The 17844-nt window shown below is 57.3% G+C and carries 19 protein-coding genes, 1 tRNA gene and 2 pseudogenes; 20 read left to right on the plus strand and 2 right to left on the minus strand.

Translation table 11 applies throughout. The annotated features are described in order from the left end of the window. Positions 1 to 191: 191 nt before the first annotated feature. Positions 192 to 1518 (minus strand): annotated as a pseudogene (locus tag ACZZ0D_RS03120) (OprD family porin). Between the two features lie 897 nt (positions 1519 to 2415). Between ACZZ0D_RS03120 and ACZZ0D_RS03125 the strand changes: the two are divergent. Both ACZZ0D_RS03125 and ACZZ0D_RS03130 read left to right on the plus strand, forming a co-directional pair. Continuing rightward, positions 2416 to 2841: an HIT domain-containing protein gene (locus tag ACZZ0D_RS03125; protein WP_053123094.1), complete on the plus strand. Its 426-nt coding sequence runs from the start codon at positions 2416 to 2418 to the stop codon at positions 2839 to 2841. A 3-nt stretch (positions 2842 to 2844) separates the two neighbouring features. After that, on the plus strand, positions 2845 to 3051 hold the full coding sequence (locus ACZZ0D_RS03130; RefSeq protein ID WP_463552440.1) for a SlyX family protein: 207 nt from the start codon (positions 2845 to 2847) through the stop codon (positions 3049 to 3051). Positions 3052 to 3117: 66 nt separating this feature from the next. On the opposite strand, the gene ACZZ0D_RS03135 is transcribed toward ACZZ0D_RS03130, so the two are convergent. After that, complete coding sequence (locus ACZZ0D_RS03135) at positions 3118 to 3720, minus strand: cold-shock protein (RefSeq protein WP_463552441.1); 603 nt, start codon at positions 3718 to 3720, stop codon at positions 3118 to 3120. A 313-nt stretch (positions 3721 to 4033) separates the two neighbouring features. Between ACZZ0D_RS03135 and ACZZ0D_RS03140 the strand changes: the two genes are divergently transcribed. From ACZZ0D_RS03140 to ACZZ0D_RS03225, 18 genes and pseudogenes are all read left to right on the plus strand, one after another. After that, the gene (locus ACZZ0D_RS03140; protein ID WP_053123088.1) at positions 4034 to 4504 is read left to right on the plus strand and encodes a Dps family protein; all 471 of its coding nucleotides are present in this window, start codon (positions 4034 to 4036) and stop codon (positions 4502 to 4504) included. Between the two features lie 182 nt (positions 4505 to 4686). After that, complete coding sequence (locus ACZZ0D_RS03145) at positions 4687 to 5025, plus strand: ribbon-helix-helix domain-containing protein (RefSeq protein ID WP_053123086.1); 339 nt, start codon at positions 4687 to 4689, stop codon at positions 5023 to 5025. 134 nt (positions 5026 to 5159) lie between these two features. Continuing rightward, on the plus strand, positions 5160 to 5381 hold the full coding sequence (locus tag ACZZ0D_RS03150) for an FmdB family zinc ribbon protein (RefSeq protein ID WP_463552442.1): 222 nt from the start codon (positions 5160 to 5162) through the stop codon (positions 5379 to 5381). Positions 5382 to 5490: 109 nt separating this feature from the next. Beyond that, positions 5491 to 7266, plus strand: coding sequence for an aspartate--tRNA ligase (gene aspS / locus ACZZ0D_RS03155; protein WP_053123083.1), 1776 nt, complete (start codon positions 5491 to 5493; stop codon positions 7264 to 7266). 128 nt (positions 7267 to 7394) lie between these two features. Then, on the plus strand, positions 7395 to 8141 hold the full coding sequence (locus ACZZ0D_RS03160; RefSeq protein WP_016983823.1) for a YebC/PmpR family DNA-binding transcriptional regulator: 747 nt from the start codon (positions 7395 to 7397) through the stop codon (positions 8139 to 8141). 157 nt (positions 8142 to 8298) lie between these two features. Continuing rightward, entirely contained in the window at positions 8299 to 8826 is a 528-nt protein-coding gene (ruvC, locus tag ACZZ0D_RS03165; RefSeq protein WP_008080220.1) for a crossover junction endodeoxyribonuclease RuvC, read from the plus strand. Positions 8827 to 8940: 114 nt separating this feature from the next. Further along, complete coding sequence (gene ruvA, locus ACZZ0D_RS03170; protein ID WP_053123081.1) at positions 8941 to 9549, plus strand: Holliday junction branch migration protein RuvA; 609 nt, start codon at positions 8941 to 8943, stop codon at positions 9547 to 9549. Continuing rightward, positions 9550 to 10611: a Holliday junction branch migration DNA helicase RuvB gene (ruvB, locus tag ACZZ0D_RS03175; protein ID WP_053123079.1), complete on the plus strand. Its 1062-nt coding sequence runs from the start codon at positions 9550 to 9552 to the stop codon at positions 10609 to 10611. Between the two features lie 127 nt (positions 10612 to 10738). Then, positions 10739 to 11206, plus strand: a complete 468-nt coding sequence (gene ybgC / locus ACZZ0D_RS03180) for a tol-pal system-associated acyl-CoA thioesterase (RefSeq protein ID WP_053123077.1) — start codon at positions 10739 to 10741, stop codon at positions 11204 to 11206. Then, positions 11196 to 11891, plus strand: coding sequence for a protein TolQ (gene tolQ, locus ACZZ0D_RS03185; protein WP_008080223.1), 696 nt, complete (start codon positions 11196 to 11198; stop codon positions 11889 to 11891). Before ybgC ends, tolQ begins: the two co-directional genes overlap by 11 nt. Before the next feature lie 23 nt (positions 11892 to 11914). Further along, the gene (tolR, locus tag ACZZ0D_RS03190; protein ID WP_161806672.1) at positions 11915 to 12367 is read left to right on the plus strand and encodes a protein TolR; all 453 of its coding nucleotides are present in this window, start codon (positions 11915 to 11917) and stop codon (positions 12365 to 12367) included. Next, entirely contained in the window at positions 12367 to 13446 is a 1080-nt protein-coding gene (gene tolA, locus ACZZ0D_RS03195; protein WP_053123075.1) for a cell envelope integrity protein TolA, read from the plus strand. The genes tolR and tolA overlap by 1 nt, the downstream gene beginning before the upstream one ends. A 17-nt stretch (positions 13447 to 13463) precedes the next feature. Next, positions 13464 to 14745 (plus strand): annotated as a pseudogene (tolB, locus tag ACZZ0D_RS03200) (Tol-Pal system beta propeller repeat protein TolB). 52 nt (positions 14746 to 14797) lie between these two features. Next, complete coding sequence (gene pal / locus ACZZ0D_RS03205; RefSeq protein WP_003178634.1) at positions 14798 to 15295, plus strand: peptidoglycan-associated lipoprotein Pal; 498 nt, start codon at positions 14798 to 14800, stop codon at positions 15293 to 15295. Between the two features lie 6 nt (positions 15296 to 15301). Next, positions 15302 to 16144 carry a tol-pal system protein YbgF gene (gene ybgF / locus ACZZ0D_RS03210; protein WP_053123074.1) on the plus strand — a complete coding sequence of 281 codons (843 nt, stop codon included), beginning with the start codon at positions 15302 to 15304 and terminating at the stop codon, positions 16142 to 16144. A 166-nt stretch (positions 16145 to 16310) separates the two neighbouring features. Further along, positions 16311 to 16958 carry a 7-carboxy-7-deazaguanine synthase QueE gene (gene queE, locus ACZZ0D_RS03215; RefSeq protein ID WP_159812532.1) on the plus strand — a complete coding sequence of 216 codons (648 nt, stop codon included), beginning with the start codon at positions 16311 to 16313 and terminating at the stop codon, positions 16956 to 16958. A gap of 1 nt (position 16959) precedes the next feature. Continuing rightward, positions 16960 to 17652 (plus strand): 7-cyano-7-deazaguanine synthase QueC, encoded by a 693-nt coding sequence (gene queC / locus ACZZ0D_RS03220; RefSeq protein ID WP_053123071.1) that lies wholly within the window; start codon positions 16960 to 16962, stop codon positions 17650 to 17652. A gap of 62 nt (positions 17653 to 17714) precedes the next feature. Next, positions 17715 to 17790 (plus strand) — tRNA-Lys (locus tag ACZZ0D_RS03225). Positions 17791 to 17844: the final 54 nt, after the last annotated feature.

The raw sequence follows: 17844 nt of genomic DNA on the forward strand, positions 1-17844 counted from the left end.
AAAGACCCAAGAGCTGTTCGCACTCTTGGGTTTTTTATGGCCGCCATTAAAGTTCGCCAGCTAATAGATAGCTGACTAATCTTTGTCATTCGAATGCAGTTAAGCCAGGCATAAAAAAACCGCCCACCTGAATCAGGAGAGCGGTTCTTGTTTAGAGCAGAGCTCTACAGTACTTCAGCTGTGCATCCCTATTAGAGGATGTTCAGTGGGTACTCAACGATCAGACGCACGTCGTTGTTGTCAGACGAGTAGCCGCTGTAAGCACCGTTCGAACGGTACATGGCATAACGCAGACGGAACGACAGGTCTTTGGCTGGACCTTCTTGCAGAACGTACTTGGACTCGGCGTTCCACTCGTTCTCTTTACCTTCACCCAGACCGTTGGTCTCGATGTTGTCACCCATCACGTAACGGGTCATGAAGCTCAGGCCAGGAACGCCGTAGTCTTTCATGTTGATGTCGTAGCGAGCCTGCCAGGATTTCTCTTCGCGACCCACGAAGTCGGAGATCTGGATGGAGTTGGCTACGAAGATTGTGCTGTTACCGTCAACGCCATAGTAGTAAGCGTTGTCGCCGCTCGACTGCTGGTAGGCAACGGTGAACTTGTGCGCGCCCAGGCTGTAAGCAGCGGCCAGGGACCAGCAGGTTGTTGTCCACACCCAGAGTGCCGTCACCGATGGCGTCGACCAGGTCACCACGGCTGTCGCCCTTGGTTTTGTAACCGTTCAGGTCGAAGTTCAACGACTGAGTGTCGTCGATCGGCAAGGTGTAGTTCAGGTTGATGTAGTACTTCTTGAAGTAGTCATCGGCGTCGGAAGCAGCCAGTGCACCGGTGAAGTTGTCGGTGAAGGCGTAGCTGGCACCAAAGATATTGATGTTGGTCAGGCCTTTGCCGCCATTACCGTTTTCATCAGGCAGACCGCCGATGCTGTCACGGCCCATACCGGTTTGCTTGCTCAGGGAAGTGAAGCGACCTGCGCTCAGTTCCAGACCTTTGATCTCTTTGGAAGTGATCAGGGTACCGGTCGCGACTTCTGGCAGCAGACGGCTGTCATCGGTAGCGAACACTGGGCTGGCAACAAATTGCTGGCCGTATTTCAGGGTGGTGTCGGAGAGACGGAATTTAACTGCGCCGCCGATTTTGCCCTGGGATTTTTCCGGGTTGCCGTCGCTGTCGCTGGCGAACAGGCCGTTACCGCGGTGGCCCGAGCCGCCGTCCAGTTTGACCGAACCCATTGCCATGGCGTCGAGACCGAAGCCGATGGTGCCTTGAGTGAAGCCCGACTCGTAAGTCAGCAGTTGGCTGACACCGGTGTCCTGGCGATAGCCAGCAGTACCGGAAGAGCCGTTGCCTGCACCGTTTTTAAAGTCACGGTTCATGTATTCCATACGAGTCTTCAGTTTCAGACTCTGGTCGCCGAAGAAACCTTTGGAATCATCCTGAGAAGACGCCACTGCGAACTGCGAGGTGCCTGCTGCAACAGCCAGTGCGATCATGCTCCACTTCATCACGCGCATCGTGATTTGCTCCTTTGGTTTTTAGAAGAGTACTGCCGTCCCACCTGTTTTATTATCTGGGCGGCTCTTTCTTTTTGTGTCGGCGCAAACTTATATCACGCCGACAATGTTGGCGATACTTGCGAATCTAACGTTTCACCTTCTTTACGACGCTGTCGCAGATGGCTTTGTAGAGGTCGCAAATTCACAGTACCGATGCAATCGGGTCTACAACTTTCTCGCTGTTTTTCTAGCCTTTTGCATCGCTAAAAAAGAGTCCCTGGCAAAACACTTGAATCTCCATCGGGCAACCCTGCCACTGTTTTTGTTGGGCTTGAGGCATCCACATCGTGTGGTGCGCTTATAGTCCATATGTGTACGAATGCAACAAGCGTGCACAAACCGCAATGTCGGTGCGGTTATTTTTCTGAACAGCGCGTGTTACCTGTAAAAACCTTATAAATACGGGGCGCCAAGCCCCTTTCTACAAGGGCTTGACGCCATTCCGGCTATCGTGTTGCCAAGGCATCGGCCGCGTGCGACAGCCAAAAACGTTACCGGTTCACCCCGCCAGTGAGTATTCGGCGGATGCTTCGACGCCTGAGCGTAGACGCACTGTGCGGTTTTGGTGCAAAAAAAATGACACCCTGTCCTGTAATCACACAGTCCGGCATGTGGGTAATCTCGAACGCCTCAATGGTTTTCAGTCATTTACGCGTATTCGTTATCCCTCTCGGTTCCGTGCTGGTGCAGGGCGCCAATAAATGTCACATGTCGGGGCGTTCGGCGAAAGCGCCGCAGGGCACAGCTGTCGTGAAGACTGGCGTATTCGCGGTATGCTTCCGGTCTGTCGCTTGGTGCGCTGCCCATCGGGCTGGCCGCTAAGCTAAATGTATCGATCAGCCGGGAGTGCGCGCAGTGTTTGCTTTAGATTCACGACTTCAACAGGACACGCTGACCATCGGTGACTTCCCGCTCTGCCGACTGTTGCTATCCAACGACAGCAACTATCCATGGTTCATCCTGGTGCCTCGTCGCGACGATATCAGCGAGTTGTTTCAATTGGATGTCGCCGATCAGCAGCAGTTGTGGCTGGAAACTACCGCACTGGCCGAGTTGCTCAAGGACTTGCTGGACGCGGACAAAATGAACGTGGCAACACTGGGTAATGTTGTCAGCCAGTTGCACATGCATGTGATTGTGCGCAAACGCGATGACGCCGCCTGGCCGGCGCCGGTCTGGGGCAAGCACCCGGCCAAGCCATACAGTGCCGAGCAGGTTGCCGCGATTCGCGAGCGCTTGCGTCTGGTGTTGACCGAAGACTTCACGTTTCTGGAGGGCTGAAGCATGAGCCTGGAACAACGCGTTACCGATCTGGAAAGCCGTCTGGCGTTTCAGGACGACACCATTCAGGCGTTGAACGACGTGCTGGTCGCGCAGCAGCGCGTAGTCGATCGTCTGCAATTGCAGATAGCGGCGCTGCTCAAGCGTCAGGAAGAAATGGTCGGGCAATTCGAGTCTTTTGAAGAAGAGGCGCCACCGCCGCACTATTAAGGTTTTTCTGAAGGCATAAAAAAACCGCGAACAGCCAGGCTGCTCGCGGTTTTTTATTGCCTTGGATCAGCGACGCGGCAGAGCAGCGATCACGTCCTCGGCTTGCAGGCCTTTGTCCCGGTTCATCACCGAGAACTCGACGCGCTGGCCTTCGACCAGAACGCGGTGGCCTTCGCCACGGATTGCACGGAAGTGCACGAAAATATCATCGCCGGAATCCCGGGAGATAAAGCCGAAGCCTTTGGAAGTGTTGAACCACTTGACGGTACCGGTATCACGATTGGTCATGTCATAGCTGGTTGGCGCAGCAGCAGGTGAAGAACGATAGAAGCTGACGGCCAGGTGCAGAACCACGGCAACCAGAGCGATCACCAGGGTGAACAGCACGGCTGGCTGGCCGGCGATGACAGGCATCGGCGCGATCAGGGTCAGGGTTTGCAGGACAACGGTCAGTACCAGAAGCGCGCTGACGAGGTTTTGCAGATGCTGACGCGAGCCTTTGTTCCAGTAAGGTATCACCGGGGCAATGATCAGGTTCAGCAGGCCGAAAAAGGCCAGGTAAAGTGCATCGGGTTGTTGCAGGTAGGGAACGGCTTCGGATTTCAAGCTAGGTATGAACGACAGCAGCAAAGCCGCTGCGCCCATTAGCAGGTGGACGATTTTCAACATTTTGATTGGCTCACGTTTATGACGGCTCACAAGGAAGAGCTGAAGGCGCACGGTTCGCTTCACAACAAAATAAAGAGGCGGTAAACACGTACGTGACATCAGCCTATGCGCAACACCCGGAAAAATGGGGCATGGCGACACACTGCCTATTTAACAGCAAAGCCTGCGGCTACTCAAATCAGCCCGGCCAGCGGCACAGCGTCGGTCGATTTGTCGCAGCGTCTGTGGCCAATCAAGGCTGCGAGGTATGGTCAGCCTTGCTAGAGTGGGTCTGCACCTGTTGGATGAATTCAATCGCCGTTAGGGGGTAAACATGGCAATCGATATCGGTATCAGTGAAGAAGACCGCAAATCCATCGTTGAAGGACTGTCGCGACTGCTGTCCGACACCTACGTGCTGTATCTCAAGACCCACAACTTCCACTGGAACGTCACCGGCCCGATGTTCCGTACGCTGCACCTGATGTTCGAAGAGCAATACAACGAACTGGCGCTGGCCGTGGATTCGATCGCCGAGCGCATTCGCGCGCTGGGCTTTCCGGCTCCGGGCGCCTACGCGACGTACGCGCGTCTTTCTTCTATTAAGGAAGAAGAGGGCGTGCCGAGCGCCGAAGACATGATCAAGCAACTCGTCGCTGGCCAGGAAGCCGTGACCCGCACCGCACGCGGCATTTTCCCGTTGCTCGATAAAGTCAGCGATGAGCCGACCGCCGACCTGCTGACTCAGCGCATGCAGGTGCACGAAAAAACCGCGTGGATGCTCCGCGCCCTGCTCGAAGGTTGACCTCGGTGCGCCTGCAATCGCTGGGTTGCAGGCGCGCTGTCCAGACTCTTACTTGTTGCGTTGGCTTATCCTACGTGGCAGGTCAACAAGTCGTCTGGCTATAACTTTGCGTCTGCGTTTTTATGGAGGTCACAGGAAGTGGCTTTGAAAATCCGCAGAGATGGCAAAGGAGTGTCAACGATATGGAAGATGCAGACAGGCGCAACGACAGGGTTGTCGTGCCGCCCCATGAACTGATCGTCGATCCGTTCGTCAATGAGTTCGACATGGCATTGATCCGGCCGCTGTCGCGATCCGTGCGTTTGAATGGTTACGCCACCTGCCTGCGACTGGAGCAGGTGTACTGGAACATCCTCGCCAATATGGCGGCCAATAATTGCTGTTCGATCAGTTCGCTGTTGTCCCACGTCGACCGCGAGGTGCAGTTGCGTCACGGCGGAGTGAAAAATTTCAGTGCGCTGGTGCGGGTGGTCTGTGTGATGAACAGCGGCCGGGAGGTGGCGCCGGCCATCGCGGTCTGAACAGTGACGGTTGCAAGCGAGGTCGCGGCCCGTGCAGTCTTACGGCTGCACAGGCCGCATTTAATGGATATAATCCCGCTCTTTCGCCGCAAAGCCCTGCGCGCGGTAAGCAATCTGATCGCCGAGACACCTCCATGCCGATGTACGATTACCAATGTGCTTCCTGTGGTCATCAGTTGGAAGCCATTCAAAAGATCAGCGCTGCACCGCTGGTCGACTGCCCTGCCTGCCAGGCGCCAGAGCTCAAGAAACTAATGTCCATGCCAGGTTTTCGCCTCAGCGGCAGCGGCTGGTACGAAACCGATTTCAAGACCGGCGCCAAGAAGAACCTGGCCGGTGGCGACAAATCTGACTAGGGTTCAGGCCCAGGTCGAACGACACGCGTGAGTGTCCCGATGGCGCACACAGTTTGAGTGCGGCGGGATCTCCACCGAATTTCGAATTACGAGAAGCGAAACCACTACCATGATGCGCAGCCATTATTGCGGCCAACTGAACGAAAGCCTGGAAGGTCAGGAAATTACCCTTTGCGGATGGGTTCACCGTCGTCGCGACCACGGCGGGGTGATTTTCCTCGATATCCGTGATCGTGATGGTCTGGCCCAAGTGGTATTCGATCCGGATCGCGCCGAGAGCTTCGCCGCCGCCGATCGCGTGCGCAGCGAATACGTGGTGAAGATCACCGGTAAGGTGCGTCTGCGTCCGGCCGGTGCCACCAACGCCAACATGGCGTCGGGCATGATCGAAGTGCTGGGTTATGAGCTGGAAGTGCTGAACGAGTCGGAAACCCCGCCGTTCCCGCTGAACGAGTTCTCCGACGTCGGCGAAGAAACCCGTCTGCGCTATCGCTTCCTCGACCTGCGTCGTCCGGAAATGGCCGAGAAGCTGCGTCTGCGTTCGCGCATGACCACCAGCATCCGTCGCTTCCTCGACGAAAACGGCTTCCTCGACGTTGAAACACCGATCCTGACCCGTGCCACCCCTGAAGGTGCGCGTGACTATCTGGTGCCGAGCCGTACTCACGCCGGTTCTTTCTTCGCTCTGCCGCAATCGCCGCAACTGTTCAAACAACTGCTGATGGTTGCCGGTTTCGACCGTTACTACCAGATCGCCAAGTGCTTCCGCGACGAAGACCTGCGCGCTGACCGTCAGCCAGAATTCACCCAGATCGACATCGAAACCAGCTTCCTCGATGAAAAAGAGATCATGGGCCTGACCGAGCAAATGATCCGCAACCTGTTCAAGGAAGTGCTGGATCTGGAATTCGGCGAATTCCCGCACATGACCTTCGAAGAAGCCATGCGCCGCTACGGTTCCGACAAGCCAGACCTGCGTATTCCGCTGGAACTGGTCGACGTCGCCGATCAACTGAAAGAAGTTGATTTCAAAGTGTTCAGCGGCCCGGCCAACGATCCGAAATGCCGTATCGCTGCTCTGCGCGTACCAGGCGGCGCAAGCATGCCACGCAAGCAGATCGACGATTACACCAAGTTCGTCGGCATCTACGGTGCCAAGGGCCTGGCGTACATCAAGGTCAACGAGCGCGCTGCCGGTGTTGAAGGTCTGCAATCGCCGATCGTGAAAAACATCCCGCTGGAAAACCTCAACGCCATCCTCGATCGCGTTGGCGCCGTTGACGGCGACATCGTGTTCTTCGGTGCCGACAAGGCCAAGATCGTCAGCGAAGCTTTGGGCGCACTGCGTATCAAGCTCGGTCACGACCTCAACCTGCTGACCTGCAAGTGGGCACCGATGTGGGTTGTCGACTTCCCGATGTTCGAAGAAAACGACGACGGCAGCTTCTCCGCGCTGCACCACCCGTTCACCGCGCCGAAGTGCTCCCCGGAAGAACTGGAAGCCAACCCGGCCGGCGCGCTGTCCCGCGCGTACGACATGGTGCTGAACGGCACCGAACTGGGTGGCGGTTCGATCCGTATTCACCGCAAGGAAATGCAGCAAGCGGTATTCCGCCTGTTGGGTATCAACGAAGCGGAACAGGAAGAGAAATTCGGCTTCCTGCTCGACGCCCTGAAGTACGGTGCACCGCCGCACGGTGGTCTGGCCTTCGGTCTCGACCGTCTGGTGATGCTGATGACCGGCGCCCAGTCGATCCGTGAAGTGATTGCCTTCCCGAAAACCCAGAGTGCTGCTGACGTGATGACGCAAGCGCCGGGTGTCGTGGATGCCAAGGCACTGCGCGAGCTGCACATTCGTTTGCGCGAAACGCCAAAGGCTGAGTAACACGGGCCTGAAGGCGCATCTTCGGATGCGCCTTTTTTCTATCTATAGAAAGCAGGTCGAGATTTTTTGTGTGCTGGCCGCTGCATGAGCAGGGCGGGCAACGTTTCAAAGAGAATTCGGAGCGAGTTATGGCTGGTCATTCCAAGTGGGCGAACATCAAGCACCGCAAAGAACGTCAGGATGCCAAAAGGGGCAAGATCTTCACCAAGTGGATCCGCGAACTGACCGTTGCGGCCCGTCAGGGCGGCGGTGATCCGGGCTCCAACCCGCGTCTGCGTCTGGCGCTGGATAAAGCGCTGAGCGCAAACATGAGCCGCGACATCATCGACCGTGCCGTTGCACGTGGCGCCGGTGCGACCGAAGCGGACAACGTTGAAGAGCTGACCTACGAAGGCTACGGCCCGGGCGGCGTAGCGGTGTTGGTCGAGTGCATGACCGACAACCGCAACCGTACCGCCGCAGCCGTGCGCCATGCGTTCAGCAAGTGCGGTGGCAACCTTGGCACCGACGGCTCGGTGGCGTACCTGTTCGAGCGCAAAGGCCAGATCAGCTTTGCACCGGGCGTCGATGAAGACGCACTGACCGAAGCAGCGCTGGAAGCCGATGCTGATGACGTGGTTGCACACGAAGACGGTTCGATCGACGTGTTCACCTCGTTTACCAGTTTCTACGCGGTGCGTAACGCGCTGGAAGCGGCCGGCTTCAAGGGTGATGACGCAGAAATCGTCATGCAGCCGACCACCAGCGCCGAGCTGGATCTGGAAGGCGCGGAGAAGGTGCTCAAGCTGATCGACATGCTTGAGGATCTGGACGACGTGCAGAACGTCTACTCCAACGCGGACATTCCGGAAGACGTGGCTGCTCAGCTCGGATAAGAGCGACTAGTCTTCAATGTGGGAGCGGGCTTGCTCGCGAAGGCGGCGTATCAGCAAACATCAATGCTGAATGACACACCGCTTTCGCGAGCAAGCCCGCTCCCACAGTTGTTTTTTGTTGTTATGTAAATCGTGTTTTTTCAAAACCGCAGGCGTTATGACTTTAATTCTTGGTATCGACCCCGGTTCGCGCATCACCGGTTACGGGATTGTTCGTGATACCGGGCGCGGCGGCTGTATCTATGTGGCTTCCGGCTGCATCCGCACCGGTGCGGGCGAGCTGCACGAACGTTTGCAAATCGTTTATCGCGGCGTGCGTGAAATCATTCAGACCTACGGCCCGGTCACCATGGGCATCGAAAAAGTCTTCATGGCGAAAAACGCCGACTCTGCACTGAAGCTCGGTCAGGCCCGTGGCGCGGCGATTGTCGCTGGCGCCGAAGAAAGCCTGGAGATCGCCGAGTACACTGCGACTCAGGTCAAGCAGGCCGTGGTGGGCACCGGCGCCGCCAATAAAGAACAAGTGCAGATGATGGTCATGCACATGCTCAAGCTGACCGCCAAACCGCAAATCGATGCCTCCGACGCACTGGCCATTGCCATTTGCCACGCGCACACCCGCTCCAGTCTGCTGCCGCACGGCTTGGGCACTGCACGCAGTCGTGGCGGGCGCCTGCGTCTCTGATAGCATCAGCATCAAATTTCCCGAAAGCGGATGCTTGCGCCTGTGTCGTCGGCCCGAAATCCGCGTTTCGACAGTCGCCAGCCCACGGTTGGCCAACGCTCAAGGATCTGAAACGTGATTGGACGCTTGCGCGGCACCCTGGCTGAGAAACAGCCGCCGCACCTGATTCTGGATGTAAACGGCCTCGGGTATGAGCTGGAAGTACCGATGACCACGCTTTATCGTCTGCCGTCGGTCGGTGAACCGCTGACCCTGCACACCCATTTGGTCGTACGCGAAGACGCGCAACTGCTCTATGGTTTTTCCGGTAAACGTGAGCGAGACTTTTTTCGCGAGTTGATCCGTCTCAATGGTGTCGGGCCAAAACTGGCGCTGGCGTTGATGTCGAGTCTGGAAGTCGACGAGTTGATCCGCTGCGTGCAATCCCAGGACACCTCGGCGCTGACCAAGGTGCCGGGCGTTGGCAAGAAGACGGCCGAGCGTTTGCTGGTCGAGCTGAAAGATCGCTTCAAGGCGTGGGAAACTTCGCCGGCGATGTTTGCGCTGGTGCCGAATCAGCCGGATGGCCCGGCGCCGGTCAATACCGCCGAGAACGATGCCGTCAGTGCGTTGATTTCCCTCGGTTACAAACCGCAGGAAGCGAGCAAGGCGATTTCCGCGATCAAGGACAAGAATTTGAGCAGTGAAGACATGATCCGCCGCGCCCTGAAGGGAATGATTTAAGTGATTGAAGCTGATCGTCTGATCGCCGCCGCGCACAGCCCGCGTGAGCGCGAAGAAGTCCAGGATCGGGCCATTCGCCCGGTCAGTCTGGCCGACTATATTGGCCAGCCGACCGTGCGCGAGCAGATGGAATTGTTCATCCAGGCCGCGCGTGGCCGCAGTGAATCCCTCGACCACACGCTGATCTTCGGCCCGCCGGGCTTGGGTAAGACCACGCTGGCCAACATCATTGCCCAGGAAATGGGCGTGTCGATCAAGAGTACCTCGGGCCCGGTGCTTGAACGTCCGGGTGATCTCGCGGCATTGCTGACCAACCTTGAACCGCACGACGTGTTGTTCATCGATGAAATCCATCGCCTGTCGCCGATCGTTGAAGAAGTGCTGTACCCGGCGATGGAAGATTTCCAGCTCGACATCATGATCGGCGAAGGGCCGGCGGCGCGCTCGATCAAGCTTGATCTGCCACCGTTTACCCTGGTTGGCGCCACGACGCGCGCCGGTATGCTGACCAACCCGCTGCGTGACCGCTTCGGTATCGTCCAGCGTCTTGAGTTCTACAGCACTGCCGATCTGTCGACGATTGTCAGTCGTTCGGCGGCTATTCTCGGTTTGCCACTGGATCCGGAAGGCGCCTTTGAAATCGCTCGCCGTGCCCGTGGTACGCCGCGTATCGCCAACCGTTTGTTGCGGCGCGTGCGTGATTTTGCTGAAGTCCGCGCCAAAGGGCACATCACCAAGTCGGTCGCCGATTTGGCGTTGAACCTGCTGGACGTTGATGAACATGGCTTCGACCATCAGGATCGACGTCTACTGTTGACCATGATCGAGAAGTTCGACGGCGGGCCGGTCGGTATCGACAGTCTGGCGGCGGCGATCAGCGAAGAGCGCCACACCATTGAAGACGTGCTGGAGCCGTACCTGATTCAACAGGGCTACATCATGCGTACACCACGGGGCAGGGTGGTGACCCGGCATGCGTACCTGCATTTCGGTTTAAACATCCCGTCACGAATGGGCGAAATGCCCGTGGCAGACGAGTTTCTCGATGCCGTGGACGATTAATACACATTTGTTGTCGATTTATTCAGGGTTTGTACTGTCAGACGACGGTACTTTTGCGTTAAAGCTTTGAAACCATGAAAAACAGTTGCCTGGCCGGATTGGCAACCTGAGGAGTAAGCACTAGAGTATGCGCGCGCAAAACGGGCTTGGGCCGTTCGCACATCGTTGTCGCGTTTATTACGAGGACACCGATGCGGGCGGCATCGTGTATTACGTTAATTACCTCAAGTTTATGGAACGGGCTCGAACCGAGCGGCTGCGTGAACTGGGCTTTGCCCAATCGCAGTTGGCAGGGGAGGATCTGTTGTTTGTCGTGCATTCCAGCGAAGCGCGTTACCACGCGCCGGCGCGACTGGATGACGAACTGCTGGTAAGCGCTGAAGTAATCGAATTGAACCGTGCCAGCCTGCGCTTTAAACAGCAGGTCAGGCGGGCTACGGATAATGTGCTGCTCTGTGAAGGGCAGTTTTTGGTGGCCTGTGTGCGCACTAACAGTTTGAAACCCCGGGCCCTTCCCGAAGACTTGCGTGCGGCCTTTGCCGACGCGGTCGGCCCGGGTACACACTCAAAGCAGGAGATAAAGCGTGGAAGCTAACGTCGTCGACCATTCCTCCATGTGGAGCCTGGTCAGCAATGCCAGCATCGTGGTGCAGTTGGTAATGTTGACCCTGGTGGCCGCATCGGTGACCTCATGGATCATGATCTTTCAGCGCAGCAATCTGCTGCGTGCCGGTCGACGCGCCCTGGAGAGCTTCGAAGAGCGCTTCTGGTCGGGTATCGATCTGTCCAAACTGTACCGTCAGGCGGGCAGCAACCCGGATCCGGATTCGGGCGTCGAGCAAATCTTCCGCGCCGGTTTCAAAGAGTTCTCGCGTCTGCGTCAGCAGCCAGGTGTCGACCCTGAAGCGGTAATGGAAGGTGTGGCCCGTGCCATGCGCGTTGCCATCTCCCGTGAAGAAGAGAAACTCGAGCAGAGCCTGCCGTTCCTCGCCACCGTTGGTTCGGTCAGCCCGTACATCGGTCTGTTCGGTACCGTGTGGGGCATCATGAACTCCTTCCGCGGTCTGGCCAGCGCCCAGCAAGCAACCCTGGCCACTGTGGCCCCGGGTATCGCAGAAGCCCTGATCGCCACCGCGATCGGTCTGTTCGCCGCGATCCCTGCGGTTATCGCTTACAACCGTTTCGCCGCTCGCAGCGAAACCTTGCTGGGCCGCTACTACACCTTCGCCGATGAATTCCAGGCGATCCTGCACCGCAAAGTGCACACCAGCGAAGAATAAGCAGGTAATTTCCAATGGCTTTAATCGCTCGAGCTCGCAAAAAGCGCAAGCCGGTCGCCGAGATGAACGTGGTGCCTTACATCGACGTGATGTTGGTGCTGCTGGTCATCTTCATGGTGACCGCGCCGATGCTCAATCAGGGCGTGAAAGTTGATCTGCCCAAGGTTTCCAGCGAAGCCTTGCCGCAGGACAACAACACGCAAGTCCTGACCATTTCGATCAAGGCTGACAAGACCTACTACTGGAACCTTGGCAGCGAAGTCGATACCGAGAAGCAACAGGACAGGGCCATGACCCTGCCGCAAATGACCGACGCGGTGACCAAGATCATTCGTGCCGGCACCGAAGGCGGCAAGCGTACCCAAGTCTTCATCCGCGGTGACAAGACCGTCGATTATGGTTCCGTCATGGGCGCCATGGGCGGGTTGCAGAAAGCCGGGGTCGGTAATGTTGGTTTGATTACCGAGGCCCCCTGATGCAGCAACAGCGAGAGCCGTCCGCCTCGGAAAGCTACTTCTGGCCTAGTGTTCTGGCAATTGTCCTGCACGTGCTGGTGTTCGGCATGCTGTTCGTCAGTTTCGCCTTCACACCAGAGCTGCCGCCGGCCAAACCGATTGTCCAGGCGACCCTGTACCAGCTGAAATCGAAAAGTCAGGCAACCACCCAGACCAATCAGAAGATTGCGGGTGAGGCGAAGAAATCCGCCGCGCGTCAGACCGAAGTCGAGCAGATGGAGCAGAAAAAGGTCGAGCAGGAAGAGATCAAGGCTGCGGCGGAACAAAAGAAAGAAGAAGCGGCTCAAAAAGCCGAGGAAGCCAAGAAGGCCGACGAGTCGAAAAAAGCGGACGAAGCGAAAAAGGCTGATGAAGCCAAAAAAGCCGACGACGCGAAAAAGGCTGAGGCGAAAAAGGCAGAAGAGAAACAATTGGCTGATATAGCCAAGAAGAAAGCCGAAGACGAAGCCAAAAAGGCTGCTGAAGAAGAGGCCAAGAAAGCGGCCGCTGAAGAAGCCAAGAAGAAGATTGTCGAAGACGCGAAGAAGAAAGCCGCCGACGACGCCAAGAAGAAAGCTGAAGCTGACGAGGCGAAGAAGAAAGTCGCCGACGAAGCGAAGAAGAAAGCTGCTGCCGATGCTGCGAAGAAGAAAGCGCAGGATGCGGCACGTAAATCGACCGAAGACAAAAAGGCTCAGGCCTTGGCCGATTTGCTTTCCGACACGCCGCAGCGCCAGCAGGCTTTGGCGGATGAGCAGGGTGACGAAGTCGCGGGCAGTTTCGATGACCTGATTCGTGCGCGAGCAGCAGAAGGTTGGGCTCGACCGCCTTCGGCACGCAAAGGCATGACGGTCGTGCTGCAAATCGGCATGTTGCCGGACGGTACGGTGACTTCGGTCAGCGTGTCCAAGTCCAGCGGCGATGGTCCGTTTGATGCTTCGGCAGTGGCGGCAGTGAAGAATATTGGACGTTTGACAGAAATGCAGGGAATGAAGCCGAGCGATTTCGCTCCGTATCGTTCATTCAAGATGACATTCACACCTGAGGATCTAGCCTTGTGAGAAACCTTCTTCGAGGAATGCTGGTCGTGATCTGCTGCATGGCAGGGATCGCGATGGCTGATGAAAAGAACATTCTGGTCACCAGCGGCAGCGATCGGGCTACTCCGATCGCGGTTGTACCGTTTGGTATGCAGGGCGGTGCCGTCCTGCCGGACGACATGGCTGAAATCATTGGTAACGATTTGCGTAACTCGGGCTACTACTCGCCGATTCCGAAGCAAAACATGATCAGCCAGCCAAGCCAGCCGAGCGAAATCATCTTCCGTGACTGGAAGGCGGTGGGTGCTCAATACATGATGGTCGGCAGCATTGCTCCAGCGGGCGGTCGCCTGCAGGTGCAATGGGCGCTGTTCAACGTTGCCACCGAGCAGAAAGTGGCTGACGGCAGTGTCTCCGGTACCACGGATCAAATCCGCGACATGGCGCACTTCATTGCTGACCAGTCGTTCGAAAAACTCACCGGTATCCCGGGTGCGTTCTCGACTCGCCTGCTGTACGTAACGGCCGAGCGTTTCTCCGAGAAGAACACTCGCTACACCCTGCAGCGTTCGGACTACGACGGTGCTCGCGCCGTGACTCTGCTGCAATCGCGTGAGCCGATCCTGTCGCCGCGTTTCGCACCGGATGGTAAGCGCATCGCTTATGTTTCGTTTGAACAGCGCCGTCCGCGCATCTTCATGCAGAACATCGACACCGGTCGCCGTGAGCAGATCACCAACTTCGAAGGTTTGAACGGTGCACCGGCCTGGTCGCCGAATGGTGATCGTCTGGCGTTCGTCCTGTCGAAAGACGGTAACCCGGACATTTACGTGATGAACCTGGCTTCGCGTCAGATCACTCGCGTGACCGCAGGTCCAGGGCATCAACACCGAACCTTACTGGGGCAAGGATGGTTCGACCATCTACTTCACCTCGGATCGCGGCGGCAAGCCACAGATCTACAAAACCAGCGCCAGTGGCGGCGGTGCGGAGCGAGTGACCTTCATCGGTAACTACAACGCCAACCCTAAATTGTCGGCGGATGAAAAGACCCTGGTGATGATCCATCGTCAGGACGGTTTCACCAATTTCAAGGTGGCAGCCCAGGATTTGCAGCGAGGTAGTGTAAAGATCCTCACTGATAGCACTCTGGACGAGTCGCCTACTGTTGCGCCCAACGGCACCATGGTAATCTACGCCACCCGCCAACAGGGCCGGGGAGTCTTGATGCTCGTGTCCATTAATGGACGCGTTAGGCTCCCGCTTCCTACCGCTCAAGGCGAAGTCAGAGAACCGTCCTGGTTCCCTTACCTGAAGTGAGCGGGCGCTACACGTTTTACTTAACACACTGGGGTTCATTAGGAGTTTCACGATGGAAATGCTGAAGTTTGGTAAATTTGCTGCGCTGGCTCTGGCCATGGCTGTAGCTGTAGGTTGCTCGTCCAAAGGCGGCGACAACGCCGGTGAAGGCGCTGTTGATCCAAACGCTGGTTACGGCGCAAACACTGGTGCCGTTGACGGTTCCCTGAGCGAAGAAGCTGCTCTGCGCGCAATCACCACCTTCTACTTCGAATACGACAGCTCGGACCTGAAGCCAGAAGCCATGCGCGCTCTGGACGTTCACGCCAAAGACCTGAAAGCAAACGGCGCTCGCGTTGTTCTGGAAGGCAACACCGACGAACGTGGTACTCGTGAGTACAACATGGCACTGGGCGAGCGTCGTGCGAAAGCCGTTCAACGCTACCTGGTACTGCAAGGTGTTTCCCCAGCTCAGCTGGAACTGGTTTCCTACGGCGAAGAGCGTCCAGTTGCTACCGGCAACGACGAGCAGTCCTGGGCTCAAAACCGTCGCGTCGAACTGCGTAAGTAATTCGATATGCGAACGTGCCGTCGTGCTGTAACTGTTCTGGCTCTCAGCCTCGCGCCGCTTGCGGCGTGGGCTGCGGTTCCTGTGGTCGATGACAACTCCGGTTATAACAATAGCGGGAGCAGTTATCCGCCTGCAGGTTACGGTACGAACGGCGCCTATGCCGGGGGAGCGGCTTCGGCCCCTGCCTCGGCACAAGGCATGCTGTTCAACCAATTGCAACAGATGCAGGATCAGATCTCGCGCCAGCAAGGCGTGATTGAAGAACTGCAGAATCAGGTTGCGCGCATGAAGCAGGAATCCCTGGAGCGATACCAGGATCTTGATCGGCGCATAGGATCCGGTGCTGCACCTGCCGCGACTCCCGAGAATTCTTCTGCCGGTGGCGACGCAAGCGCTGCTGCCGGTGCTGCCGCTGGTGCAGGGGCTGCTGCTGCAGCAACCCAGGCGCCGGCTGCGGGTAGCGAACCGGCTGATCCGGCCAAAGAAAAGCTGTATTACGATGCCGCTTTCGACCTGATCAAAGCCAAGGATTTCGACAAGGCCAGCCAGGCTTTTGCCGCTTTCCTGCGCAAATACCCGAACAGCCAATACGCGGGCAACGCCCAGTACTGGTTGGGCGAAGTCAACCTGGCCAAAGGCGATCTGCAAGGTGCGGGTCAGGCTTTCGCCAAGGTTTCGCAGCTGTATCCCAAGCACGCCAAAGTGCCGGATTCGCTGTACAAGCTGGCTGATGTAGAGCGCCGCCTTGGTCACACCGACAAGGTCAAAGGCATTCTGCAGCAGGTGGTGGCCCAATATCCGGGTACCTCCGCCGCTCAGTTGGCCCAACGCGACCTGCAACGCATGTAAGGCCGTTTGACCTTTCAAGAAGAAACCCGCGCTTGTCGCGGGTTTTTTCGTTAGAATTCACGCCCTTTTTCTGAAACACGCTTCTTGCGGTCTACGCGTTGGCGGGATTGCCTGAAGTGCCTGACGGAGGCGGACAGCCTGTTTAGCTGTTACGCCCGTGGCGACTATGCAAGACACATTGAGAATCACCGAAGTTTTCTACTCTTTGCAGGGGGAAACGCGGACTGCCGGGCTGCCCACTGTTTTTGTGCGCCTGACCGGTTGCCCTTTGCGTTGCCAATACTGCGACAGCGCATACGCCTTCAGTGGCGGCACCGTGCGCAGCCTCGACGACATCCTCGAGCAAGTGGCCGGATTTCGTCCGCGCTACGTTTGTGTCACCGGCGGTGAGCCGCTGGCGCAACCCAATGCCATTCCTCTGCTTAAACAGTTGTGTGATGCCGGTTACGAGGTCTCGCTGGAAACCAGCGGCGCCCTCGACGTCTCGGCGGTCGATCCGCGCGTCAGTCGCGTGGTTGACCTGAAAACGCCGGGTTCGAAAGAAGCCCATCGCAACCGTTACGAAAATATCGAATTGCTGACCCCCAACGATCAGGTGAAGTTTGTCATCTGCTCGCGGGAAGACTATGACTGGGCGGTATCGAAACTGATTCAGTACGGGCTTGATCGACGTGCGGGAGAAGTGCTGTTTTCGCCAAGTCATCATGACCTCAATGCCAGGGATCTGGCGGACTGGGTGGTGGCAGACAACCTGCCAGTGCGGTTGCAACTGCAGCTGCATAAATATCTATGGAATGATGAGCCGGGGCGCTGATATGACTGAACAACTGAACACTAACGAAAAACGTGCGGTAATCCTGCTGTCCGGTGGTCTCGACTCGGCAACGGTCGTGGCCATGGCCCGCGCTGAAGGTTACGCCTGCTACACCATGAGCTTCGACTACGGTCAGCGCTCCCACGCCGAATTGCACGCCGCTGCACGCGTCGCCCGCGATTTGGGTGTGGTCGAGCACAAAGTGATTGGCCTGAACCTGAACGGCATGGGCGGCTCGGCCCTGACCGACACCAGCATCGACATTCCGGAAGAACTCGGCGAAGGCATTCCGGTGACCTACGTGCCGGCGCGTAACACCGTGTTCCTGTCGTTGGCATTGGGCTGGGCAGAAGTGCTTGGCGCGCGCGACATCTTTATCGGTGTGAACGCGGTGGACTATTCCGGTTACCCGGATTGCCGTCCCGAGTTCATCGAGTCGTTCGAGCGCATGGCCAACCTGGCAACCAAGGCTGGCGTGGAAGGCAATGGCTTCCGCATCCAGGCGCCGTTGCAGAACCTGAGCAAGGCGCAGATCGTCCAGGCCGGCGTGAAGCTGGGCGTTGATTATGGTCTCACCGTTTCCTGCTATCAGGCCGACGATGAAGGCCGCGCGTGCGCCAAATGCGACAGCTGCCGCCTGCGTGCGGAAGGCTTCGCGGCCGCTGGTGTGGACGACCCAACACCTTATTTTTGATTATTTTCAAAAAGGTGTTGAATAGTCCTTAAAAATCAGTATTATACGCGCCACCACACAGCGGGTCGTTAGCTCAGTTGGTAGAGCAGTTGGCTTTTAACCAATTGGTCGTAGGTTCGAATCCCACACGACCCACCATTTTTGGCGGTTTAGAAAATCCGGAAGGCCCACGCAAGTGAGGATTTCCGGGTT

Source organism: Pseudomonas sp. AC193, assembly GCF_979258075.1.